This is a genomic window from Comamonas aquatica (assembly GCF_018064205.1).
In the GTDB taxonomy this organism is placed as follows: Bacteria; Pseudomonadota; Gammaproteobacteria; order Burkholderiales; family Burkholderiaceae_C; genus Comamonas; species Comamonas aquatica.
Genome location: NZ_CP072916.1, coordinates 838,827 through 862,993, shown reverse-complemented (window position 1 = coordinate 862,993; position 24,167 = coordinate 838,827). Strand labels below are relative to the sequence as shown.

Genomic DNA, 24,167 nt, shown 5'->3' with positions numbered 1-24,167 from the left:
CCAGCCCCTACAAGGCCTGGCTTACCGCGCTGGCATGCAGGCAGATCGCGGCGGCCGCACCGACGTTCAGCGACTCCTCGCCCCCGGGCTGTGCAATCCGCACCGACTGGGCCGCGAGCGCCTCGACCGCAGGCCCCACGCCCTGGCCTTCATGCCCCATGGCCCAGGCGCAGGGCCAGGGCAGGTGCGCACGGTGGATCAGATCGCCGCGGTGGGAGCTGGTGACCAGCAGAGGCACCTGCAGTTGCGCCAGCGCATCGGCTTCCACCCCTTCCACCAGATGCAGCGCAAAGTGCGCGCCCATGCCGGCCCGCAGCACCTTCTGGCTCCAGAGCGCGGCCGTGCCCTTGAGCGCAATCACCTGCCGGAACCCGAAGGCCGAGGCACTGCGCAGGATGGAGCCGACATTGCCGGCATCCTGCACCCGATCCAACACCACGCTGGGCACACCGGATTGCACGGTCACACTGGGCGACCAAGGCAGAAGGTAGCCCATGCGGGCCGGTGACTCCAGACCGCTGATGTCCGCAAACAGGGTATCCGCGAGGACTACAACTTTGGAAGCGCATTGCGCCCATTCAACGGGCACCTGCGGCCAAAAAGACTCCGCAAACACCGCCACACTGGGTTTCAGGCCACGCGCCAGGGCCGCGCGACAGAGGTGGTCGCCCTCCAGCCACACCTGCCCTTGCCTGCGGTACACACCGCTTTCGCGCGACAGGCGGCGCAGGTCTTTGACGAAGGTGTTGTCACGCGAATGGATTTCTGTAAATTTCATGCCGTGGTGGCTGCGGTTTCACGCGCAGCGAATGTATGGATCACCTGCGCCACCGGGGCAAAGCTGCGCCGGTGGGCGGGTGTGGCGCCCAGACCGCGCAGCGCCTGCAAATGCGCGGCGGTGCCATAGCCTTTGTGCGCGGCAAAACCGTAGCCGGGATACTCACGGTCAAAACCCTCGCACCAGCGGTCACGGTGGACCTTGGCCAGGATCGAGGCGGCCGAAATGGCCTGCACCAGGGCATCGCCCTTGACAATCGCCTCGGCCTGCACCTCCAGTACCGGCAGCCGATTGCCATCGACCTGGACCAGTGCCGGCTTCAGGCGTAAGCCATACACCGCCCGCTGCATCGCCAGCAAGGTAGCCTGCAGGATGTTGAGCCGGTCGATCTCTTCCACCGACGCTTCGGCAATGCAAAAGCACAAGGCCTTGGCGCGGATCTCGTCGAACAGCTTTTCGCGGCGCAAAGCCGTGAGCTTCTTCGAATCGGCCAGCCCGGCAATCGGGTGCAGGTCGTCCAGAATGACGGCCGCGGCCACCACCGGCCCCGCCAGGGGACCGCGCCCGGCTTCATCCACCCCCGCCACTAGGCCTGGCGCATGCCAGGGCAAGGAACCTTGCTCAGGCAGTGAGAACTTTTTGGATGGCATGGGCGGATAAGGTCGTCGTATCTTTGTGCAGGCTGCGGTGCAAGGCCGCAAACCGCTGCTCCACCACCTGCACCTTGGCGCGCGCATGTGCGCTGTCATCCAGCCACTGCGCCACGGCATGTGCCAAGGCCTGCGGCGAAGCCTGGTCCTGCAGCAGTTCGGGCACCACAAAGTCGGAGCACAGGATGTTGGGCAAGCCCACCCACGGCTGCAATTGCTTGCGCTGCATGAGACGGTAGCTGCACGGGTGCATGTTGTAGGAGATCACCATGGGCCGCTTGAACAACGCGGCCTCCAAGGTGGCCGTGCCACTGGCAATCAAGGTGCAGTCACAGGCCGCCAGCACATCGTGCGACTGGCCACGCACGATCTTGAGCCACGCAGCGACCCCCAGCTCCTGGCTCAGAGCCACCAGCCGGTCGTGCAGGGCCGGCACGGCCGGCAGCACCACCTGCAAATCAGGCCATTGCTGTCGCAGCAGGGCCGCTGCCTGCATGAAGGGCTTGGCGATGTATTGCACCTCGGCACGGCGGCTGCCCGGCAGCAACGCCAGGACCGGATGCTCCTGCACCAGCCCCAGGCGCGCACGCGCAGCGGCACGGTCGGGCTCCATCGGAATGACCTGTGCCAAGGGATGCCCGACGTAGGTGGCCGCAATCCCATGCTGCGCCAGCAAATCCGGCTCAAACGGAAACAGGCACAGCACATGGTCGGCCGCAGCCCGGATCTTGTGGACGCGCTCCGCACGCCAGGCCCAGATGGAAGGGCAGACAAAGTGCACCGTCTTGATGCCCGCCGCACGCAGGTCCTGCTCCAACCCCAGGTTGAAATCCGGCGCATCAATCCCCACAAACACGTCCGGGCGGTCCTGCAGCAAACGCGCACGCAGCTGCCGGCGGATGGACAGGATGTCCCACAGACGCATCAGCACCTCAAAGCTGTAGCCATGCACGGCCAGCCGCTCACTGGGCCACAACGCCTCAAAACCGCGCTGCTGCATGTGGGGCCCGCCAATGCCCAGGGCCTGCACCTGCGGCCACTGGCGCTGCAGACCATCCAAAAGCAAACCGGCGAGCAAGTCTCCTGACGTCTCGCCGGCCACCATGGCAACACGGGGTTGCTGTGTATCTTTGACAGACATGGCCTTAACGCGCAATTCCTCGTGTCGAAGCAGTCAAGAAAGACTGCATGAGCGCAATATCCTGGGCCGCCTCAGGCATCTCGATCACCAGTGCTGCAATCGCCTGGACCGCGTCTTCCAGGGTCAGGCCCTGGCGATACAACAGGCGGTGCATTTGCTTGACCGCCTTCAGCCGTTCGGGCGTAAAGCCACGGCGACGCAAACCTTCGATGTTGAAGCCGCGCACCGCCAGGGGGTTGCCTTCGATCATCATGAAGGGCGGGACATCCTGGGCCACACGGCTGGCAAAGCCCGCCATGGCGTGGGCGCCGATCTTCACGAACTGGTGCACACCGGTCAGCCCCCCCAGAATCACCCAGTCACCCACATGCACATGACCCGCCAAGGTGGCGTTGTTGGCCAGGATGGTGTGACTGCCCACCGCGCAATCGTGCGCGATATGGACATAGGCCATGATCCAGTTGTCGTTCCCAACGCGGGTGACGCCTGCATCCTGGCTGGTGCCGGTGTTGAAGGTACAGAACTCGCGGATGGTGTTGCGATCGCCAATCACCAGCTCGGTCGGCTCGCCCGCGTACTTTTTGTCCTGCGGCTGCGCACCCAAAGATGCGAACTGGAAAATCTGGTTATCTGCACCGATGGTGGTGTGACCCTCGATCACGCAATGCGGGCCAATGCGCGTACCGGCCCCCACCTTTACATGGGCGCCGATGACGCTGTAGGCTCCCACAGTCACAGAAGGGTGCAGCCAAGCACCTTCATGCACGATCGCGGTGGGATGGATGTTCTCGCTCATCAGGCCTGCTTTTCAGGACCCACGTAACGCATGGTGCACATCAGCTCCGCCTCGCAGGCCACTTCTTCGCCCACGCGCGCCACACCCTTGAACTTCCAGATGCCACCGCGCACGCGGTCGATGGAAGCTTCCAGGATCAGCTGATCACCGGGCTCCACGGGACGTTTGAAACGGGCCGAATCAATCCCCACGAAGTAGTAGATATTGTTTTCGTCAGGCACCTGGCCCATGGCATCAAACGCCAACAAACCTGCTGCCTGGGCCAGCGCTTCCAGCATCAGCACACCCGGCATCACGGGACGGCCTGGAAAGTGCCCCATGAAATAAGGCTCGTTGAAAGTAACATTTTTGATCGCGCGGATGCGCTTGTTACTCTCAAGTTCAACCACCCGATCCACCAACAAGAAAGGGTAGCGGTGGGGGAGTTGCTTGAGAATTGCGTGAATATCCATTATGAATTTCCGTTATTGCTGTTTGGCGCCTTCAAGCGCGCTCTCCAGCTTTTTGATGCGCTCTCTCAGCACATGCAGTTGCTTTAAAGACGCAGCGTTCTTTTCCCACTGCTCGTTTGTCTGCAATGGAAAGATTCCAGTGTACAAGCCTGGTTGGCGAATGGAGCGTGTCACCATGGACGTGGGCGAAATACTGGTTCCGTCCGCAATCGTCAAATGCCCCAAGATGTTGGCCGCGCCACCGATCGAACACCCCTGCCCAATGCGTGCACTGCCGGCCACGCCGGCATTGCCGGCGATCACTGAGTGCGCACCCACGTGCACGTTGTGGGCGATCTGAACCAGATTATCGAGCTTGACGCCATCTTCGATGACCGTATCGTCCAAAGCGCCCCGATCAATACAGGTATTGGCGCCGATTTCAACATCGTTACCAATCCGCACCTTGCCCAGTTGCTCGATTTTGATCCACTGTCCGGCCTCGTTGGCAAAACCGAAACCATCGGCACCGATGACCACACCGGGGTGCAACAAGCAACGTTCACCAATCTCACAGCCATCACTCACGGTGATGCGCGAACGCAGCACCGTCGCAGCACCAATGCGGACGCCTGCCCCGACCACACACAGCGGTCCGATATAGGCGTCCGGGGCGATTTCTGCAGTCGGATCGACCACCGCCGAAGGGTGCACCCCCACCGGCCGCATGCCCTGCTGCTGCATCTTCCAGAACTGGGTCAACTTGGCAAAGTACACATACGGATTGGCCACCACGATGCATGCCCCGCGCTGTGCTGCCAGCTCACGCATGGCCGGCGCCACAACGACACAGGCCGCCCTGGAGGCGGCCATTTGCGTTGCATACCGAGGATTGCTAAGGAAGCTGATGGAATCTGCTTGCGCTGTTTCCAGGGGAGAAATCCGGGAAATCACGATTTCCCGACCTCCTCCTACCAGCTCCCCCCCCAAGGCATCAACGATCTGTCCCAGCTGAACAATCACCTTGATGTCCAAGAAGATTACTTGCCGGAATTGTTCAAGGCCTTGATCACCTTGTCTGTGATGTCGTGCTTAGGGTTCACGTACACTGCTTCTTGCAGGATCACATCGTACTTTTCAGCCTCAGCCACCTGCTGCACCACGCGATTGGCCTGCTCCAGCACGCGCGCCAACTCTTCGTTTTTGCGGGCGTTCAGGTCTTCTTGAAACTCGCGGTTCTTGCGCTGGAAGTCACGGTCGCGCTCCACCAACTCACGCTGCTTGGAGACACGCTGGCTTTCCGACAACGTGGGAGCATCGCGCTCAAACGCTTCGGATGCTGTCTTCAAGGCCTTGCCAGTGGCAACGAGTTCACGCTCACGCTTTGAGAATTCCTGCTCCAGCTTGCCCTGCGCAGCCTTGGCAGAATTGGCCTCGCGGAAGATGCGATCCGTATTCACAAAACCTGCCTTGAAGTCTTGTGCGTAAGCAGTCAGTGCCAGGCTACCCAGCAAGGCAGAAACTGCCAGTGTGCGATACATGTTTTTCATCAGAAAGACGTTCCAATTTGAAATTGAAGCTTTTGCAACTCATCACCCGGTTGCTTGCGGATAGGGTTGGCCCACGCCAGTCGCAATGGACCCAATGGTGAAATCCAGCTCAAACCAATACCCACCGAAGCGCGCATGTCGCTGAATCGAATGGGGTCATTTTCACCGTAAACATTACCCACATCAACAAAGGTGAACCAACGCAGGGTCTTGTCATTGCCCGCGCCTGGGAATGGTGCGATCAACTCGAAGTTCATCACAGCTTTTTTGGCACCGCCCAGGTAAGAGTAGTTACCAGACGCATAGGCGGTAGGGGTGCCATCAGGCCCCACAAAGGTGCTTGAACGGGGACCGAGGCTGCCCTGCTCAAAGCCACGCACAGAGCCCAAGCCGCCTGCGTAGAAGTTCTTGAAGATGGGGAAATCTTTGCCGCCCAACCCCTTGCCCCAGCCCAACTCTGCATTCGCCGCGAAAGTGATCGCCTTGGTCACCGGGATGTATTGCTGGAACTGGTAATTGGCCTTGACGTAATTCAGATCACCAGCCGCCGACCACTCGGCGTTGAAGCGCTGATAACGACCGGAATTCGGTGCCAAGGCGCTGTCACGCGAGTCACGCCCCCAACCCAAAGTCAGCGGAATGGCCGTATTGCTCTTGCCCGTATAGGGCTCGTACTGCGATGGCATGTAAACGCCACGCTTGATCGAGGTCTGCTCGAAGCCAAGACCAAAGTAGACTGTATCCTGCTCGCTGAAAGGCACGCCAAAACGCACAGACGCGCCCTTGGACACGATCTTGTACATATCGTCGGTATTCACCTCGCGCCCGTCGTAAACATACGAATAGGGACGGGAAGTACGGTAGTAGGCATCAACGGTGCGCGAAATACCGTCCTGTGTGAAATATGGATCGGTCGTGCTCACCACCAGCGTACGGTTGTACTTGCTGGTATTCACATCCAGGCCCAGATAGTTGCCCGAGCCAAACGCATTTTCTTGCTTGATACCGAAGGTCAGAGAGACTTTTTCAGCGCTCGAGAAACCCGCACCCAGCGTGACCGCCCCGGTCGGCTTCTCCTTCACGCTGACGACCAGATCCACCTGGTCAGGGGCTCCTGGCACTTCCTGGGTATCCACCCCGACTTCCGTGAAAAAGCCCAAACGGTCCACGCGATCACGCGAAAGCTTGATCTTGTCGCCGTCATACCACGAGGACTCAAACTGACGGAATTCGCGGCGAATCACTTCGTCGCGGGTGCGATCGTTGCCAGACACTTGAATGCGTCGCACATACGCACGGCGCGACGGTTCTGCACGCAGCACAAAAGCGACACGATTGTGTTCACGATCGATTTCAGGCACTGCTTCGACACGCGCAAACGCGAAGCCAAACTTGCTGAAGTGGTCCGAGAAAGCCTTGGTGGTTTCTGTCACCAGATCGGCGTTGTAAGGCTGACCCGGGCGAATTTTCACCAAGGCCTTGAACTCGTCCTCGCGCTCAAGGTAGTTGCCTTCCAGTTGCACGCCAGAGACCACGAATTTTTCACCTTCGTGGATGTTGACCACCAAGGAGATTTTTTGCTTATCCGGCGAAATCGCCACCTGCGTGGATTCGATCCGGAAATCGAGGTAACCGCGCTGCAGGTAATAGGAACGCAAGGTTTCCAGATCCGCATTCAGCTTGCTGCGTGCATAGCGGTCCGACTTGGTATACCAGCTCAGCCAGCCGCCCGTGTCCTGGTCGAACTGCTTTTTGAGGGTGGATTCGCTGAACGCCTGGTTGCCGACAATGCGAATGTTGTTGATCTTCGCGGCCTCGCCCTCGGTCACCGAGAAAGTCAGGTTGACCCGGTTGCGCTCAATCGGCGTGACGGTGGTCACGACCTCCGCGCCATACAGGCTGCGGTTGATGTACTGGCGCTTGAGCTCCTGCTCGGCGCGATCGGCCAGGGCCTTGTCGAAAGGACGACCTTCTGCCAGGCCCACATCCCGCATGGCCTTCTGCAACGCTTCCTTGTCGAACTCCTTTGTACCGACAAAGTCCACGCCTGCAATCGTGGGGCGCTCTTCCACCACCACCACCAGGACGTTGCCATTGGCTTCCAAGCGGACGTCTTTAAAAAGCCCCAGGGCAAACAGCGAGCGAATCGCTGCGGCCCCCTTGTCGTCGTTGTATTCATCGCCAACACGCAAAGGCATGGAGGCGAACACGGTACCTGCTTCGACACGCTGCAGGCCTTCGACGCGGATGTCCTGGACCTTGAACGGCTCGAGAGCCCAAGCCCCTTGGGCCAAACAGAGCAGCACAGCAACCGCCGTGGCAGTGCGCGCGCCAAATCGATTAAACGGGAGTTTCATGTGAGAAGCAGGCGCCAGCATTGAAAAGGAGCGGTGATTTAGCCCCAAATGCGGCTGATATCGTTAAATAAAGCAATGGACATCATCACAAGCAACAGGCTAATGCCCACCCGCTGAAGACGCTCCATCCATACATCGTTGACGGGATGCCCTGTGACACCTTCCCAAAGATAATACATCAGGTGCCCGCCATCCAGAACAGGAAGCGGCAACAGATTCAGCACACCCAGGCTCACGCTGATGAGCGCAAGGAACAAGACATACTGAATCCAGCCCAAGCTGGCCGATTTGCCGGCGTAATCGGCAATGGTCAGAGGCCCGCTGAGATTTTTCAACGATGCCTCGCCCACCAGCATCTTGCCCATCATTTGCAAGCTGAGGACCGAGACATTCCAAGTCCTTACCATGCCAGCAACCACACCATCTAAGGCGCCTTTGCGCACCGTCACCATTGCGGGCATACCACCGATATAGGCACCAATGCGACCAATCTGACCTTGCTCGGTCGTTGCCAGCTCGGGCACGACCTCCAGCGTCTGTAAACGGGACTGACGCTCCACCACCCAGGCCTGCGCCACAGGCGGGCTCTGCGCGGCGTTGCGAATCAGGCTGCGCAACTGGGCCCCATCCACCACAGGCTGGCCATTGACCGTCTGCACCACGTCGCCCGCCTGCAGACCCGCCCGGGCGGCCGGCATATTGGCCATGACCTCCCCGACCACTGGCGGCGTCCAGGGCGCAGTAATCCCGATCGCTGTCAGCATGCTTTGATCCAGCGCTGCACTGCCCAGATCGGCCAGCTTGAGCACGCCCTCACCCTGCCGGCCGTTGCGCGTATCGCGCCAGAAAAGCCGAATGTCCTGGGCATTCAAAGCCGCCTGTGTCAATTGCCAGCGCAAATCCTCGAACGATTCCACCGCCTGTGCAGGGGCCTGACCCAGTTGCACCGACTGGATCCACTCCCCTCCCTGCAGACCCGCGGCACGCGCCAGGGAACCCGCCTCCGGCGCGGAGACGATCGCCTTGGGCTGCTCCACACCGACCCAGTTCACCACGCTGTAGAGCGCCACAGCCAACAACAGGTTAGCCAGCGGCCCTGCGGCCACAATCGCCGCCCTCTTGCGCAAAGGCTGGCGATTGAACGCCTGGTGCAACTGCTCACCGGGGACCGCACCCTCACGCTCGTCCAACATGCGCACATAACCGCCCAGCGGCAGGACGGCGATCACAAACTCGGTGTCCGAGCCAGGGCGCTTCCACCGCAGGAGCGGTTTGCCCATGCCGATGGAAAAGCGCAGCACCTTGACGCCACAGGCCACGGCCACGCGGTAGTGGCCGTACTCATGGATGGCGATCAGCAGCCCCAGAGCAACGATGAAGGCAACCAAGGTCAGCATGCAGTCTTTATCCTCCGTAGCAGTCGCACACGATCACGCCGCAAAACGCTCCAGCACGCCTGCAGCCACGCTGCGCGCCTCATCATTCAATGCCAGCAGATCCCCCACGCTTCGGGGCTGCGAGGGCGTCAAAGTTCCCAAGGTTTCCAGGTTCACGGCATGGATGCGATCAAAACGCAGCTGCCCGGCCAGAAAAGCCGCCACCGCCACCTCGTTGGCCGCATTGAGTACGGCCGTGGTGCCCTCCGGCGCGTTGAGTGCCTGCCACGACAAATGCAGGCCGGGAAAACGGTGCGCATCCGCCTCCTCAAAGGTCAAGCCTGCCAATGCCGTGAAGTCCAGGGGCGCCACGCCACTTTCGATGCGCTCCGGCCAAGCCAGACCACAGGCAATCGGCACCCGCATGTCCGGCGTGCCCAATTGCGCCAGGATGGACGCATCCTTGAACTGCACCATGGAGTGGATGATCTGCTGGGGGTGAATGACCACTTTGATCTTTTCAGGGGCCACATCAAACAGCCAGCGGGCTTCGATCACCTCCAGGGCCTTGTTCATCATGGTGGCCGAGTCCACCGAGATTTTGCGCCCCATCGAGAAATTGGGGTGGTTACAAGCCTGTGCTGGCGTGATCTCGGCCAGTGTGGCAGGATCGCGCTGGCGGAAAGGCCCACCGGACGCCGTGAGCAACAGGCTGTCAATGCGTGTGGACCAGGTGCTGCGATCTTCGGGCAGGCACTGGAAGATCGCCGAGTGCTCACTGTCGATCGGCAGCAGCGTGCATGCGTTCTGCTGCACAGTGTCCATGAACAAGGCGCCCCCGACCACCAGCGCTTCCTTGTTCGCCAGCAGCAGGCGCTTACCCGATTGCGCGGCCGCCAGGCAGGGCGACAGACCCGCAGCCCCCACGATCGCCCCCATGACCACATCGACCTCGGAGTGGGACGCTATCTGTTCCAGAGCATCCTGCGCTTGCAACACCTGCGTTGGAAGGCCATTCGACTTCAAATCCTGCGCCAGCTGCACCGCATGGGGACCACTGGCCATCACGGCATAGCGCGGACGGAATTCGACGCACTGGGCCAGCATCAGTTCCACCTGCGTCGAGGCACTGAGCGCAAACACTTCGTACTGCTGTGGGTGGCGGCGCACCACATCCAGCGTATTCGTACCAATCGAGCCCGTGGAGCCCAGCACCGTCAAACGTTGTTTCATCACTGCACCAAAGAAGTCAGCATCATGGCCAGAGGCAGGGTCGGCAGCAGCGCATCAATGCGGTCCAGCACCCCACCATGTCCTGGCAGCAACTGGCTGCTATCCTTGACCCCAGCGCTGCGCTTGATCAAAGACTCCACCAGGTCCCCCACCACACTCATGGCCGCCATGAACAGGGCCGCCAGCAACAGCAGCCACCAGCCACGCTCAAACACGCGGCTGTAAAAACTCAGAGCCTGCACCTGGTTGGCACGGTCCAGCGCCACCCAGACAAAGGCCAGCACCACCACGCCCAGGGCACCGCCCCAGGCGCCCTCCCAGCTCTTGCCGGGACTGATGGCGGGCGCCAGCTTCACCTTCGTGAAGCGCAGCCCCAGCGCCCGGCCGGCAAAATAGGCAAACACATCCGCCACCCAGACCAGCACCAGGATGGAAAGCAGGAAATTCACACCCATCTGGCGCGCCTGCACCATGGCCAGTCCCGCCACCCACAGGGCCAGAACGCCGGCACTCCAGCGCACGATAAAAGGAATCTTCGCCCAGCCCGGCACGCCAGCCTTCACCAGGCAGGCGCTGCCCAGCACCCAGGCCGCGCCGGCCAGCAGCCACAGCACAGGGTGCGGCTGCGCCAGCCACCCCATCTGCCAGGTCGCCACGCACAGCAACGCCGCCACCACGGCCGTCGCCACCGCCCCCAGCGGCTGCAAGCCATTCAGGCGCCCCCACTCCCAGCCCCCGGCCGTTACGAGCACCAGCACCAGCAGGTTGAATGGCCACACATTGGGATGAAAGAGGGCCGGCAACAAAATGGCCAGCAAGAGGATGGCAGTGATGACTCGCTGCTTGAGCATGGGACGGTCTCCCTTCAGACAGTCAATCGCTGCTCGGATGACTGATTTATTTGTTCAGAAGTTTGGCCGAAGCGACGCTCCCGGCGTGCATATTCGGCGATCGCGGCATCCAGCTCCGCCGCGTCAAAATCGGGCCACAGGGCGGGGCTGAAATACAGCTCCGAGTATGCGGCCTGCCACAGCAGGAAATTGCTGATGCGGTATTCGCCCCCGGTGCGGATCAGCAAGTCCGGGTCTGGCACATGGGCCATGGCCAGGGCGGCACCCAGGCTGCTTTCGGTGATGGCGATGCCTTGCGCAGCCAAGCCAGCGGCAGCCTGGGCGATGTCCCAGCGCCCGCCATAGTTGAAGCAGACATTCAGCACCAGACGGTCGTTGCTGGCCGTCAATGCTTCTGCCTGCAGGAAGCCCGCCACCACCTTGTCCGACAAGCTGCTGCGCTCGCCGACAAAATGCAGCTGCACCCCCTCCGCGTGCAGGCTGGGCACCTCGCGCGCCAGGGCCCCGGCCAGGAGGTTCATCAGGCCCGAGACCTCCTCCGCAGGACGGTTCCAGTTCTCGGAAGAAAAGGCAAACACCGTCAGCACCCGCACGCCACGCTCAATGCAGTGGCGCACACAGCGGCGCAGCGACTCCAGCCCCTGCTTGTGCCCGGCCAGGCGCGGCAAAAACCGTTTCTTGGCCCAACGGCCATTGCCGTCCATCACGACCGCCACATGGCGCGGCACTGCAGAAGAAAAGGTCATGGGCAATCCTGGCAGTGTCCGGCTTTCACACCGCCAGAATGTCTTGTTCCTTGGCCGCGACCAAAGCGTCGACCTCGGCAATGTGCTTGTCGGTCATCTTCTGGATGTCGGCTTCCGAGCGCTTCTGATCGTCTTCGGAAGCTTCCTTGTCCTTGACCAGGCGCTTGACCGCTTCGTTCGCATCGCGACGCAGGTTGCGCACCGCCACCTTCGAGGCTTCGCCCTCGTTGCGCGCCAGCTTGGTCATTTCCTTGCGGCGCTCTTCGCTCATCGGAGGCATGGGGACACGGATCAGGTCGCCCATCGATGCGGGATTCAGGCCCAGGTCGCTTTCACGGATGGCCTTTTCCACCTTGGCCGCCATGTTCTTTTCCCAGGGCTGCACACTCAGGGTGCGCGCATCCAGCAGGGACACGTTGGCCACCTGCGACAGCGGCACCATGGAGCCGTAGTACTCCACCTGGATCACATCCAGCAACTGCGGGCTGGGACGCCCGGTACGGATACGCCCCAAGTTGTTCTTCAAAGCCTCGAGGGACTGGCCCATCTTGGTTTCGGTGTTCTTCTTGATTTCAGCAATCGTCATATTCATCACCTCTGAAAGCAAATGGCCTTCCATTGTTTACACAAGGAAGGCCTCTACTCGCTGTTAATGGATCAAGCGTGTACCAATGTGCCCTCATCCTCGCCCATGACCACGCGCAGCAAGGCGCCCGGCTTGACGATGGAGAATACGCGGATGGGCAGCTTCTGGTCACGACACAGCGCAAAAGCCGTGGCATCCATGATGCCAAGGTTGCGGCCAATCGCCTCGTCGAATGCCAGCTTGGTGTAGCGGGTGGCCGATGGATCCTTCATCGGATCTGCGGTGTAGACACCATCCACCTTGGTGGCCTTGAGCACCACTTCGGCACCGATTTCGGCGCCGCGCAGGGCGGCAGCTGTATCGGTCGTGAAGAAAGGATTGCCCGTACCCGCGGCAAACACCACCACCTTGCCTTCTTCCAGGTACTGCAGCGCCTTGGGGCGCACATAAGGCTCCACCACCTGCTCGATGCCGATGGCCGACATCACGCGCGCGGTCAAGCCCTGCTTGTCCATGGCATCGGCCAGCGCCAGTGCATTCATCACCGTGGCCAGCATGCCCATGTAATCCGCTGTGGCGCGATCCATCCCCACCGAACCGCCCGCCACGCCGCGGAAAATATTGCCCCCGCCGATCACCACCGCCACCTGCACACCCACCTTGGTCACTTCGACAATCTCGGCCACCATGCGTTCGATGGTGGCGCGGTTGATGCCGAACTGGTCGTCCCCCATGAGCGCTTCGCCAGACAACTTCAGCAGGATGCGTTTGTGGGCTGGTTGAACTTGTGTCATGGGTAACTCCGGTGTTGTAAGTGGTTATGGGTTGGAAATCGATCGAGAGCAGTCAGCGCCAGAGGGGGATCAGGCGCCCTTGGCAGCAGCCATCTGGGCAGCCACTTCAGCAGCGAAGTCGTCAGCCTTCTTCTCGATGCCTTCGCCCACCACGTACAGGGTGAAGCCCTTCACGGTGGTGTTGGCAGCCTTCAGCATCTGTGCCACGGTCTGCTTGCCGTCGGCAGCCTTCACGAACACTTGGTCGGCCAGCGACACTTCCTTCAGGTACTTCTGCACCGAGCCTTCGACCATCTTGGCGACGATCTCGGCAGGCTTGCCGGATTCGGCAGCCTTGCCTTCGGCCACAGCGCGTTCCTTCTCGATCAGCTCGGCAGGCACGTCGGCGGAGGTCAGTGCCACAGGCTTCATGGCTGCCACATGCATCGCCACATCCTTGGCAGCAGCAGCATCGCCTTCGAATTCCACGATCACGCCGATGCGCGAGCCGTGCACGTACGAAGCCAGGTTGCCTTCGAAACGCTTGAAGCGGCGGAAGGACATGTTTTCACCGATCTTGCCGATCAGGCCCTTGCGCACGTCTTCCAGGGTGGGGCCAAAGCCGTCTTGCTCGTAAGCCACGGCGCCCAGGGCTTCCACGTTGGCGGGATTGTGCTTGGCCACCAGCTGGGCCGCAGCCGCAGCCATCGCCAGGAAGCTGTCGTTCTTGGACACGAAGTCGGTTTCGCTGTTCACTTCGATCAGGGCACCCACGTTGCCGTCGATAAAGGAGGTCACCACGCCTTCAGCCGTCACGCGCGAAGCGGCCTTGCCAGCCTTGGTGCCCAACTTCACGCGCAGCAACTCTTCGGCCTTGGCCATGTCGCCATCGGCTTCGGTCAGGGCCTTCTTGCATTCCATCATGGGCGCGTCGGTCTTCGCGCGCAGTTCAGCCACCATGCTTGCGGTAATTGCAGCCATCTTGTTTCTCCGTATTCAGTTCAAATCGTTACAGGATTTCAGCTTAAAAAAAGGGGGCTACCGTGAGCCCCGCTTTCTTATCGCGACGAGTCGCGCAGCCAGCTCTTAGGCAGCGGATTCATCCACTTCCACGAACTCGTCAGAGCCTTCGCCGGCAGCAACCTTGGCCACATCGTTCAGACGGGCTTCACGGCCTTCCAGGATGGCGTCAGCGATGGCGCGGGCGTACAGAGCCACAGCCTTGGCCGAGTCATCGTTACCGGGGATCACGTAGTCCACGCCTTCGGGATTGTGGTTGGAGTCCACCACACCGATCAATGGAATACCCAGCTTCTTGGCTTCGGAAATAGCGATCTTGTGGAAGCCCACGTCGATCACGAAGATGGCGTCAGGCAGGGTGTTCATGTCTTGAATACCGCCGATGTCCTTCTCCAGCTTTTCCAGTTCGCGAGCGAACATCAGCTGCTCTTTCTTGGACAGGGACTCCAGACCCGCTTCTTGCTGAGCCTTCATGTCCTTCAGACGCTTGATCGACGTCTTCACGGTCTTGAAGTTGGTCAGCATACCGCCCAACCAACGCTGATCCACGTAAGGCACGCCTGCGCGCTGGGCTTGTTCAGCCACCAGCTCACGAGCTTGGCGCTTGGTACCGACCATCAGGATGGTGCCGCCATTGGATGCCAGTTGCTTGGCAAACTTCTGGGCGTCCTGCAGCATGGGCAGGGACTTTTCCAGGTTGATGATGTGGATCTTGTTGCGATGACCGAAGATGAACGGAGCCATCTTGGGGTTCCAGAAACGAGTCTGGTGACCGAAATGGACACCAGCTTCCAGCATTTCGCGCATGGTAACGGACATGTTTTTTCTCCAAAAGGTTGGGTCTTAAATGCAGCTCGATTTTGCAAACCTCCAGGTTTGGCAACACCTTAAGAGAGCTGATTTGCGATTCACTTTGACAGCCCCGCCCAGCGTTTTACCGGACAGTCAACTGCAAAGCCGAAAAATTTTAGCACAAGCCAGACCACCCTCCAGCGCTGCGCTGTGGATTCACCCTTTTGCACCCCATCCGCCACCCACATCTTTCACCCAACCACCCCGCCCGCAGCCCCACTGACCCACACTTGATATTTCTTTGCGAAGTGGGTGCTTGACGACTGCAATTGCGCGTCAAAATCGCGGGTTCACGAATTGCGCCCGACACGCCATGAATATCGCCATCGTGGGAGCCGGTATCACCGGCATCTCCACGGCCTTGGAACTCGCCCGCGACGGGCACCAAGTCACCGTCTATGAACAAATGAACGCCACCGCCGAGGAGGCCAGTTTTGCCCCGGGCGGCTGGCTGTCACCGTGCGTGGCGCCCAGCCTGTCGGCACCCGGCGTGGGCATGCCGCTGAAACAGCTGCAAAAGGGCAGCGGTCTGCTGCAGGCCTCGACCTTTCTGGGCAGCAACACCTGGCGCTGGATGCGCCAGTGGAAAAAGCACGAAAAACAAGCCTTCAAGCAGGGCGCCCATCCCCTGTTCTCCGCCTTGCAGGCCCTGTCGAGCTACAGCCAAGACCTGCGCTGGCAAGACTGCGAGGATCCGGAATCGATTGCCGAGCAACGCCCCGGGGCACTGATCCTGCTGCGCAATCCGCAGGAACTGGAGTTCTGGCAGCAGCGCCTGCCACTGCTGCAGGAACAGGGGATTGCCTGCCAACTGCTGAGTCCGCAGCAGGCACTGGGCATCGAACCCAGCCTGGGTCAGGACATCGCCTGGCTGAGCGCACTGCACTTCCCCCAGGGTGAGTCCATCAACCCCCGGCTGTGGACCCACCTGCTGCGCATGCAGGCCCAGCACCTGGGCGCACACATTCACACCGGCATGGCCATCCAGCGCATCAGCACCCAGCCACTGGGGGTGCAAACCGCCCAACAGTTGCACTTGCACGATGCCATCGTGCTGTGCACCGGCGCGCACCAGCAACTCAGCAGCCAGGCCCTGGGCCTGCAACTGCCCCTGATGACCAACTGGGGCTACAGCGTGACCGCCCCCGTGCGCGACGCCCTGCAGGCCCCGCGCGGCAGCGTCATGGACTGGGCGCAGCAGGCCACCATCACCCGGATGGGGCAACGCGTGCGCATCACCGCCGGACTGGAATTGAACAGCACCGCCAGCACCCCGTACCACACCGCTACACTGCAACGCATGTACCGTCTGCTCAACGACTGGTTCCCCGGTGGCGCACACCTCTCCTCCCCGCAGGTACAGGTGTGGCGCGGCGTGCGCGGCCACCTGCCCGACGGCCTGCCCGCCGTGGGTGCCAGCGGGCGTCCCGGGGTGTGGCTCAACCTGGCGCACGGCAGCCACGGCGCCAGCCTGGCGGCAGGCTGCGCCCGGGCCCTGGCCGACATGCTGGCCGGCCGCCCCACCGCCATCGACATGCAGGCCTTCAGCCCCCTGCGGTTTTAGGAGACACCATGCTGCAGCGCATTCACTGGCACGCCACCACATCACGGCCCCTCTGGAATGCGCAAGCCAGCCGCAGCATCGAGCAGGCCGCACTGGCCCAACCCCAACAACCCAGCCTGATGCAGCGCGCCGGCCAGGCCATCGCCGACCTGACCCGCACCGTGGCGCCGCAGGCGCGCCAGGCCTGGGTGCTGTGCGGGCCGGGCAACAACGGTGGCGATGGACTGGTGGCAGCCAGCCATCTGGCGCGGCGCGGCTTGAAAGTCGGCGTGCACTGGCTGGGCAACCCAGACGCGTGCAGCGACGACACCCATGCCGCCTGGCAGCAGGCCCGGCAAACGCCGGTGGAGTGGCTGTCGCCCCACGCCACTCCGTCGCTGACCACCGAAGATGTGGTCATCGACGCGCTACTGGGACTGGGCCAGCGCGCCCGCAGTGGTGCCGACGCCACACCGCTGCAGCAGTTGCTGCAGCGCAGTTACACCAGCGCCGGGCATTCGATCGCCGTCGATCTGCCCACGGGCCTGGACACCGACCACGGCACCTGGCTCCCCGGCTACACGCCCCCCGAGACCTGGCAGCCCAGCAGCCGCCACACCCTGAGCCTGCTGACCCTGAAACCCGGGCTGTTCACCGCTCACGGGCGCGACGCCTGCGGGGACATCTGGTGGGACGACTTGGAATGCACCGACTGGCTGCAGCAACAGCCCCCCAGCGCCTGGCTCAGTGGCCCGGCGCCCCAAGCCAGGCGCCGGCACGACAGCCACAAGGGCAGCTTTGGCGATGTGCTGGTGATCGGCGGCGCCCCTGGCATGGTCGGTGCCGCCATCCTGGCCGCCAGCGCCGCCCTGCACCACGGCGCAGGCCGCACCCTGCTGCACCTGTTGAACACCCCGGAATTCAGCGTCTACCCGCCACTGCCCGACCTGATGCTGCCGGATGCGGACAGCGCGCGCAGCCACCTGGCCCACGCCACCGTGGTGTGCGGCTGCGGCGGCGGGCAAGCCGTGCACGCGTGGCTGCCCGCCGTGCTGGAACAGGCGCCGCGCCTGGTGCTGGATGCCGATGCACTGAACGCACTGGCCCGTGACGAGACCCTGCACCACGCCGTGCAGGCCCGCTGCGCACGCGGCCACGCCACCATCCTGACACCCCACCCGCTGGAGGCCGCACGCCTACTGCGCCAGAGCACCACCGAGGTGCAGGCCCAACGCCTGACCGCGGCACAGGCGCTGGCCGACAGTCTGCAGTGCACGGTGCTGCTCAAAGGCTCGGGCAGCATCATCGCCAGCCCAGACGAGACCCCGCACATCAACCCCACGGGCAATCCGCGCCTGGCCATCGGCGGCACTGGGGATGTACTGGCCGGCATCCTGGCCGCGCGCTGGCAGGCCGACCTGCCCGTCCACGCCGTCGCCAGCCAGGCCGCATGGGAGCATGGCGCCCTGGCTGACCAATGGTCGGCCCAGCGCGCCCTGATCGCCTCCGCGCTGGCCCAGGCGCAATTACAAAGTCTTTGAATAAAAAAGAGCTGCTCGCGCTGGCTGGACAAGCGTTTCAAATAGAAAACCATTCGAAACCCTTGCCAGATCTGCGCGAGCAGCTCTTAGATTAAAGGCAGCCCAGCGGATGATGCCGGGCGACAGTCGCGCAACCCACAGGACCCCGCCCCGGGTTGCGGCAGCCTGCCTCAGCGGCGGCGGCGCCCGGACTTGCCCGCCGGCTTGTCCTCGGCGTTCGGCTTGCCGCGCACGGCACCAAAGCCAGCGGCCGCCGGATCCTGCCAGGACTTGCCGGACGCCGGCTTGGCCTTGGCTCCACCAGCACCGGCACCGCCATAGCCGCGCCCCTTGTCCTTGCGGGCACGGGGTGTCGGCTCTTCGTGCGTGCGATCACCCTCGCCCCGCGGGGCAAACGCAGCGCGCTTGCCGCCCCGGTTGCGCGTGTTCAGCGCCTCCTGCTCGTCCTGCACGATGCGGAAGTCGATCTTGCGGCCATCCAGGTCCACGCGGCTGACCTGCACCTGCAGGCGCGTGCCAATCGTGTAGCTCACCCCGGTGCGCTCGCCGCGCAACTCCTGGCGCTGCTCATCGAACTTGAAGTAGTCCCCCCCCAGCTCGGTGATGTGCACCAGACCTTCGACATACATCGCATCCAGGGTCACGAAGATGCCAAAGGAGGTCACCGCCGTCACCGTGCCCGCGAATTCCTCACCCAGGTAATCGCGCATGTACTTGCACTTCAGCCAGGCTTCCACGTCGCGGCTGGCTTCGTCGGCACGGCGTTCGTTGGCGCTGCAATGCAGGCCTGCAGCTTCCCAGGCCTGCAACTCGGCCATCACGGCACGGCTGCGCGGCTGGATCTGCGGCTCCCCCACCCGGCTGGCCAGGCGCTTGGCCAGCTTGGCCTGGGCCTCGCCGGGCTCGGGCAGCTTGGGCAGCTTGTACTTGGCGTCGTTCAGAATGGACTTGATGACGCGGTGCACCAGCAGGTCCGGATAGCGGCGGATGGGGCTGGTGAAGTGGGTGTAGGCACTGAACGCCAGGCCAAAGTGCCCACCGTTGTCCGGCATGTACATGGCCTGCATCATGGTGCGCAGCAGCATGGTGTGGATCTGCTGGGCATCGGGCCGGTCCTTGGTGGCATCGGCAATCGCCTGGAATTCCGCTGGGCTGGGCGTATCCGACACCGACAGGTTCACACCCACCGCCCTCAGGTAACCGCGCAGCAAATCAATTTTCTCGGCCGACGGCTTGTCGTGCACGCGGAACAAGGCCGTGCGCCCATTCTGTTCGATGAAGTCGGCCGCACAAACGTTGGCCGCCAGCATGCACTCCTCAATCAGGCGGTGTGCATCGTTGCGCGTGCGGGGCACGATTTTTTCGATGCGACCGTTCTCATCGCACACGATCTGCGTCTCCACCGTGTCGAAGTCGACCGCACCGCGCGTATTGCGTGCCTCCAGCAAGGCGCGGAAGACGCCGTGCAGGTTCAACAGATCCGGCACGCGCGCCTTGCGCTGCGTTGCCTCGGGTCCACGGGTGTTCGACAGGATGGCCGCCACCTCGGTGTAGGTGAAGCGGGCATGGCTGTGCATGACCCCGGGGTAGAACTGGTAGGCATGCACCTCACCCTTGGCCGTGACCAGCATGTCGCAGACCATGCACAGGCGATCCACATCGGGGTTCAGCGAGCACAGGCCGTTGGACAGCTTCTCGGGCAACATCGGAATCACGCGGCGCGGGAAATAGACACTGGTGGCGCGGTCGTAGGCATCGATGTCGATGGCATTGCCGTTTTGCACATAGTGGCTCACATCGGCAATCGCCACCAGCAGGCGCCACCCCTTGGCACGCCCTACCTTGGCCGGCTCGCAATACACGGCATCGTCGAAGTCGCGGGCATCCTCGCCATCGATGGTGCACAGCGGCACATCGCGCAGGTCCACACGGCCCTTGCGGTCCTTGGCCATGACTTTTTCCGGCAGCGCCTTCGCCGCTGCCAGACAGGCCTCCGAAAACACATGCGGTACGCCATATTTGCGCACCGCGATCTCGATTTCCATGCCGGGGTCGTCAACCTCGCCCAGCACCTCCACGATGCGCCCCACGGGCTGACCAAACAGCGCCGGCGCCTCCGTCAACTCCACCACCACCACCTGGCCCGTCTTGGCCTGGCTGGTGGCCCCCTGCGGCACCAGCACATCCTGGCCATAGCGCTTGTCTTCCGGCGCCACCAGCCACACGCCGCTTTCCTGCAGCAGGCGACCGATCAAGGTCTTGGTGGGACGGTCGATGATCTCAACGATATGCCCCTCGGGGCGGCCGCGCCGATCCTGGCGCACGATGGTCACACGCACATGGTCCTTGTGCAGCACCGCCCGCATCTCATTGGCGGGAATGAAGATGTCCGCCTCACCGTCGTCACGGATGATGAAACCGTGCCCATCGCGATGCCCCTGCACCGTGCCTTCAATCTCTTTGAGCGAATTGCGTGAATTGGTGCGTTGGTCCATTTTTTTGCTATACAATCTAAATCTTTCCTGAAAGCCCAGGTGGCGGAATTGGTAGACGCACTAGTTTCAGGTACTAGCGGGTAACTCCGTGGAGGTTCGAGTCCTCTCCTGGGCACCAAGTTTAACGACAACTGCATGCAGCGTCGGAAAACAAAAAGTTCACAAACTACCAAGTGAACGTTTTGTTTGGAAGTAGAATTTGAAATTCAGAAAAATTGAAATCTAGCGTTAACCCTTAAAAGTTGACAATGGAAATCAGCCCAGGTGGCGGAATTGGTAGACGCACTAGTTTCAGGTACTAGCGGGTAACTCCGTGGAGGTTCGAGTCCTCTCCTGGGCACCAGAATTTGCGATGCATGTCTGTTCGGCATGCATCAACAAAAGCAGATTGTTGAGTGCTACCTCACTTCATTAAAAACAACTGTCTTTTGCCCAGGTGGCGGAATTGGTAGACGCACTAGTTTCAGGTACTAGCGGGTAACTCCGTGGAGGTTCGAGTCCTCTCCTGGGCACCAAAAATTTGCGGCATTGTCAATGCCAACAAAATCATACTGCCGGGTGCCACCACACCTACAAACAAGCAGTTGATTTTGCCCAGGTGGCGGAATTGGTAGACGCACTAGTTTCAGGTACTAGCGGGTAACTCCGTGGAGGTTCGAGTCCTCTCCTGGGCACCAGACACAACCAGCCATCGCCTTATCGCGATGGCTTTTTTGTTTGCTCCTACGACTCTTCGCCATAAAAAAAGCCGCTGAATCCAGCGGCTTTTTTGCATCGACTGGGGTGACGCATGTCCACCCCTTCACACTATCACACCATCACTTGCGCATCAGCGGCTTGAGCACGTTGTGCAAACGGCGTGCCGCAGCATCCGAGTGGGCAGCAGCCAGCACCGTGGCCACGTCCTGCGACCATGTTTGGTCCGGCGTGGCTGCATTGCGGCGTGTGAGCAGCTGCAGTTGCAGCATGCGGCGGGCAGACAAGTACTCGGCAGGCGTTGGCACATCGGCCGCGATCTCCAGGCGCAGCAAGGCTTCGCCCGCATCCCCTGTCGCAGGCGCGGCCACAGCCTGCACCCAGGCATTGCGCACCTGCGCTGTCACCTTGCCGCCCAACTCCTGGGCCGACGGCAAACGCTCGGCATCACGATGCACCCAGGCATCCACCAAGTGAGACACGGCTTCGCCATGGGCTTGCGCGGCCAGTTTGCGCAAGGCGAATTGCGCCCCCTCCAGTGCTTCACGCTGGGCACGAAAAGCCGCATCTCCCAGGCGCGGACCACGCTCTGCCCGCTGCGGACGCGCATCCTTGCGCGCCGAAGCACGCAGGTCGCGCACCGGCGCAACGGCTTCTTTCTTCGCGCCCGGACGGTCATCACCGCGCACCGCCACCACAGGGCGATCCTGCTTGACCACCGCCGACGGCGATGCATCTGTATGGGAGGCTGCCTCGGTCACCGCAACGTCGGTCTCTGCAGATGGCTGTGCATGCAACGCCGCTTCCAAAGCCGCCATGGCACCCCGGATCTGCGAGGCATCACCTGAGGTATTCGCTGCCTGCAAGGCTTTGGCGGCTTCCAACACAGCACGATCGTGAGGAGGCAGATGCTCCAGAGAAGGCGCACGGCTGCGCTCAGCACCCTTGCGGTCGAAAGCCTCATCCAAGGGCTTGCGGAAGGTGTCCCACAACTTTTGCTCATGCTTGCGATCCAGAGGTACGGCCTGCGCCTCGGCCTGCCAGCGCTGCTGCAAGGCCTTGACGGCGTCGATGCGCAGGCTGGGTGCATCAGCCAGCACCTGTGCCTCGGCAATCATGGCATGGCGGCGATCGATGCTGGCCTTTTGTGCGGCATGCAGCGGCGCTTCAGCCTGGGCCATGGCCTGCTTCCAAGCTGTCTGCAACTCGGCAAACTGCTTTTCACCCACGTGGCCACCATCGCGCCAGCGTTCTGCAAACTGGCGCAAAGCGCGGGTGGCCTGCTTCCAGTCCTGGGTCTGGGCGTGTGCCGCCGCCCACGCCTTGACTTCATCGATCAGCGCTAGGCGCGCAGCCTTGTGTTGCCCGGCTTCCGCGCGCACACGCTCCAACCAGGCTTCCACCTGCTTGTAGGCACTGTTGCACGCATCGTCAAACTTTTTCCACAGCGCATGGTTGGGCGCAGCGCCTTGGTCGGCCTGCTTCCACTGCTCGCGCAACTGGCGCAAAGCCTCCTGAAGCTTACGTCCGCCCAGGGCCTGACCTTCGGGACGGGCCAGCAGGCCCTCCGCCTTGGCCACCAGTTCTTCACGCACACGGTCGACCTGCTGAGGCTGCCAGCCTTGCGTGTCCCCCGCAGCCAGCAACTGCTCGTGCACTTGCTGGGCCGTGGCTGCATCCAGCCAGCGCCCTTGTTGCTTGAGCAAGGCCCGCACCTCGGCAATCGCCGCTGCTTTGTCCTGCGCCGCCGCCAGCGCCTGCAACGCGGGCTGCACGGCCTGCACGGCCGTCTGTTGCTTGTGCATGGCATCGACCTTGGCAGGCTTGCTGGCCACGGCCTTCGCGGGCGCGGCCGCGACCAGCTCGGAAGGCAGGCCGCGGGCCACGCGGATTTCATCGGCCCACATGGGCACAGGCGGCAAAGGTGCCTGCTCATCGGCTGCCGCAGCCTGCGTCAGGGTGAGCGCCGACTCGAAAGCTTCCCACACCACCAGCAGCTGGGTTTGCGAGTTTTGCAGTTGTGGCGGGAAACGGTCATTCACGCTGGGCCAGCTGGCGTCACCCGTCAGCTCGGACGCCTGGGCCTGCCAGTTGGCCACATCCGCACGCAGCCCTTCCTGGGCGGCCGCCGCGTCGTGCCACGACTTGGTGGACAACACCTCGATGCGCTGCGCCAGCAGCACCGCAGCCTCACGCTGCACCTGCACACGGTGCTGCAGGTCTTCGATGGTCTTGACCCGCTCGGCCAATTGCTGCTTCAAGCCGGCCAAGGGCTCGCGCGACAAGGGGGCTCCAGCCTTGGCCGCATCCCGCTGCCAGGCCACCGCCTCCGCCACATTCAACGGCGCCGCGGCCAGCAAGTCCTGGGCCTTTTGCGCCCATTCCACGGCAATCACTTCCTGGCTCTTGACACGGCGGATATCGTCGATGCGCTCGCGCACCAGGCGTGCCACGCTCTTGTCCCGCACACTCAGTTCCTTGAAGACTTCTTGCAATTGCTCCTCAGACGGCTGCGTACCCAGCCATTCGCGGATGCGCGCAGCGCGATCACCCGAGGTCGCGGCAGAAAACGCACCGCCGGTCAATGCATCGAGCGGATGAGCCTCTGCTTGCTTGGCTGGGGAGGGATTCATTTCAGGTGCGTCAGACATGTGGCTGCGGATAAATTAGGAATCATGAAATAGGAAACAGCCCTTCATCCCAAAGGTATGAAGGGCTTTGTGTCTTGCGCGCAAGCTGCACTCCCAGCTTG

20 protein-coding genes and 4 tRNA genes are annotated in these 24,167 nt (G+C 62.2%); 6 read left to right on the top strand and 18 right to left on the bottom strand.

Translation table 11 applies throughout. The features are described from left to right. Positions 1-7 precede the first annotated feature (7 nt). The 16 genes from KAQ61_RS04010 to rpsB all read right to left on the bottom strand — a co-directional run bounded on the left by KAQ61_RS04010 (position 8) and on the right by rpsB (position 15,107). Positions 8-778 carry a TrmH family RNA methyltransferase gene (locus KAQ61_RS04010; RefSeq protein WP_043382290.1) on the bottom strand — a complete coding sequence of 257 codons (771 nt, stop codon included), beginning with the start codon at positions 776-778 and terminating at the stop codon, positions 8-10. Further along, the gene (rnhB, locus tag KAQ61_RS04005; protein ID WP_042412204.1) at positions 775-1,428 is read right to left on the bottom strand and encodes a ribonuclease HII; all 654 of its coding nucleotides are present in this window, start codon (positions 1,426-1,428) and stop codon (positions 775-777) included. The genes KAQ61_RS04010 and rnhB overlap by 4 nt, the downstream gene beginning before the upstream one ends. Further along, entirely contained in the window at positions 1,400-2,569 is a 1,170-nt protein-coding gene (lpxB, locus tag KAQ61_RS04000) for a lipid-A-disaccharide synthase (protein ID WP_210930571.1), read from the bottom strand. Before lpxB ends, rnhB begins: the two co-directional genes overlap by 29 nt. Positions 2,570-2,573: 4 nt before the next feature. Beyond that, positions 2,574-3,365, bottom strand: coding sequence for an acyl-ACP--UDP-N-acetylglucosamine O-acyltransferase (gene lpxA / locus KAQ61_RS03995; protein ID WP_210930570.1), 792 nt, complete (start codon positions 3,363-3,365; stop codon positions 2,574-2,576). Further along, positions 3,365-3,820, bottom strand: a complete 456-nt coding sequence (gene fabZ / locus KAQ61_RS03990; protein ID WP_042412211.1) for a 3-hydroxyacyl-ACP dehydratase FabZ — start codon at positions 3,818-3,820, stop codon at positions 3,365-3,367. Before fabZ ends, lpxA begins: the two co-directional genes overlap by 1 nt. A 9-nt stretch (positions 3,821-3,829) precedes the next feature. Next, positions 3,830-4,819 carry a UDP-3-O-(3-hydroxymyristoyl)glucosamine N-acyltransferase gene (gene lpxD, locus KAQ61_RS03985; protein ID WP_210931695.1) on the bottom strand — a complete coding sequence of 330 codons (990 nt, stop codon included), beginning with the start codon at positions 4,817-4,819 and terminating at the stop codon, positions 3,830-3,832. A gap of 17 nt (positions 4,820-4,836) precedes the next feature. Further along, the gene (locus KAQ61_RS03980; protein ID WP_042412214.1) at positions 4,837-5,346 is read right to left on the bottom strand and encodes an OmpH/Skp family outer membrane protein; all 510 of its coding nucleotides are present in this window, start codon (positions 5,344-5,346) and stop codon (positions 4,837-4,839) included. Further along, positions 5,346-7,703 carry an outer membrane protein assembly factor BamA gene (gene bamA / locus KAQ61_RS03975; protein WP_210930569.1) on the bottom strand — a complete coding sequence of 786 codons (2,358 nt, stop codon included), beginning with the start codon at positions 7,701-7,703 and terminating at the stop codon, positions 5,346-5,348. Before bamA ends, KAQ61_RS03980 begins: the two co-directional genes overlap by 1 nt. 38 nt (positions 7,704-7,741) lie before the next feature. Next, the gene (gene rseP / locus KAQ61_RS03970; protein WP_210930568.1) at positions 7,742-9,100 is read right to left on the bottom strand and encodes an RIP metalloprotease RseP; all 1,359 of its coding nucleotides are present in this window, start codon (positions 9,098-9,100) and stop codon (positions 7,742-7,744) included. A 33-nt stretch (positions 9,101-9,133) separates the two neighbouring features. After that, positions 9,134-10,312, bottom strand: a complete 1,179-nt coding sequence (gene ispC, locus KAQ61_RS03965) for a 1-deoxy-D-xylulose-5-phosphate reductoisomerase (RefSeq protein WP_210930567.1) — start codon at positions 10,310-10,312, stop codon at positions 9,134-9,136. After that, positions 10,312-11,163 (bottom strand): phosphatidate cytidylyltransferase, encoded by an 852-nt coding sequence (locus KAQ61_RS03960; protein WP_210930566.1) that lies wholly within the window; start codon positions 11,161-11,163, stop codon positions 10,312-10,314. Before KAQ61_RS03960 ends, ispC begins: the two co-directional genes overlap by 1 nt. Positions 11,164-11,177: 14 nt before the next feature. Beyond that, positions 11,178-11,909 carry a polyprenyl diphosphate synthase gene (gene uppS, locus KAQ61_RS03955; RefSeq protein ID WP_210930565.1) on the bottom strand — a complete coding sequence of 244 codons (732 nt, stop codon included), beginning with the start codon at positions 11,907-11,909 and terminating at the stop codon, positions 11,178-11,180. A 25-nt stretch (positions 11,910-11,934) separates the two neighbouring features. Continuing rightward, the gene (frr, locus tag KAQ61_RS03950; protein ID WP_183301338.1) at positions 11,935-12,495 is read right to left on the bottom strand and encodes a ribosome recycling factor; all 561 of its coding nucleotides are present in this window, start codon (positions 12,493-12,495) and stop codon (positions 11,935-11,937) included. A gap of 71 nt (positions 12,496-12,566) precedes the next feature. Continuing rightward, positions 12,567-13,289, bottom strand: a complete 723-nt coding sequence (gene pyrH, locus KAQ61_RS03945) for a UMP kinase (protein WP_210930564.1) — start codon at positions 13,287-13,289, stop codon at positions 12,567-12,569. Between the two features lie 69 nt (positions 13,290-13,358). Then, positions 13,359-14,249, bottom strand: coding sequence for a translation elongation factor Ts (tsf, locus tag KAQ61_RS03940; protein ID WP_042412229.1), 891 nt, complete (start codon positions 14,247-14,249; stop codon positions 13,359-13,361). Between the two features lie 105 nt (positions 14,250-14,354). Further along, the gene (rpsB, locus tag KAQ61_RS03935; protein WP_042412231.1) at positions 14,355-15,107 is read right to left on the bottom strand and encodes a 30S ribosomal protein S2; all 753 of its coding nucleotides are present in this window, start codon (positions 15,105-15,107) and stop codon (positions 14,355-14,357) included. A 346-nt stretch (positions 15,108-15,453) separates the two neighbouring features. Here rpsB and KAQ61_RS03930 point away from each other — a divergent pair, with 346 nt between their 5' ends. Continuing rightward, positions 15,454-16,704, top strand: a complete 1,251-nt coding sequence (locus tag KAQ61_RS03930) for an NAD(P)/FAD-dependent oxidoreductase (RefSeq protein ID WP_045266489.1) — start codon at positions 15,454-15,456, stop codon at positions 16,702-16,704. An 8-nt stretch (positions 16,705-16,712) separates the two neighbouring features. Continuing rightward, on the top strand, positions 16,713-18,224 hold the full coding sequence (locus KAQ61_RS03925) for an NAD(P)H-hydrate dehydratase (protein ID WP_210930563.1): 1,512 nt from the start codon (positions 16,713-16,715) through the stop codon (positions 18,222-18,224). 170 nt (positions 18,225-18,394) lie between these two features. Here KAQ61_RS03925 and rnr read toward each other — a convergent pair whose 3' ends face one another. Continuing rightward, complete coding sequence (rnr, locus tag KAQ61_RS03920; protein WP_210930562.1) at positions 18,395-20,719, bottom strand: ribonuclease R; 2,325 nt, start codon at positions 20,717-20,719, stop codon at positions 18,395-18,397. Between the two features lie 33 nt (positions 20,720-20,752). Between rnr and KAQ61_RS03915 the strand changes: the two genes are divergently transcribed. The 4 genes from KAQ61_RS03915 to KAQ61_RS03900 all read left to right on the top strand — a co-directional run bounded on the left by KAQ61_RS03915 (position 20,753) and on the right by KAQ61_RS03900 (position 21,396). Next, a tRNA-Leu gene (locus KAQ61_RS03915) sits at positions 20,753-20,837 on the top strand. A 140-nt stretch (positions 20,838-20,977) separates the two neighbouring features. Next, positions 20,978-21,062: transfer RNA gene (locus KAQ61_RS03910), tRNA-Leu, on the top strand. Between the two features lie 87 nt (positions 21,063-21,149). Beyond that, positions 21,150-21,234 (top strand) — tRNA-Leu (locus KAQ61_RS03905). Positions 21,235-21,311: 77 nt separating this feature from the next. After that, positions 21,312-21,396, top strand: a tRNA-Leu gene (locus KAQ61_RS03900). 141 nt (positions 21,397-21,537) lie between these two features. On the opposite strand, the gene KAQ61_RS03895 is transcribed toward KAQ61_RS03900, so the two are convergent. After that, a complete protein-coding gene (locus KAQ61_RS03895; protein WP_210930561.1) occupies positions 21,538-24,066 on the bottom strand; it encodes a DUF349 domain-containing protein in 2,529 nt (842 codons plus the stop codon). Positions 24,067-24,167 lie beyond the last annotated feature (101 nt).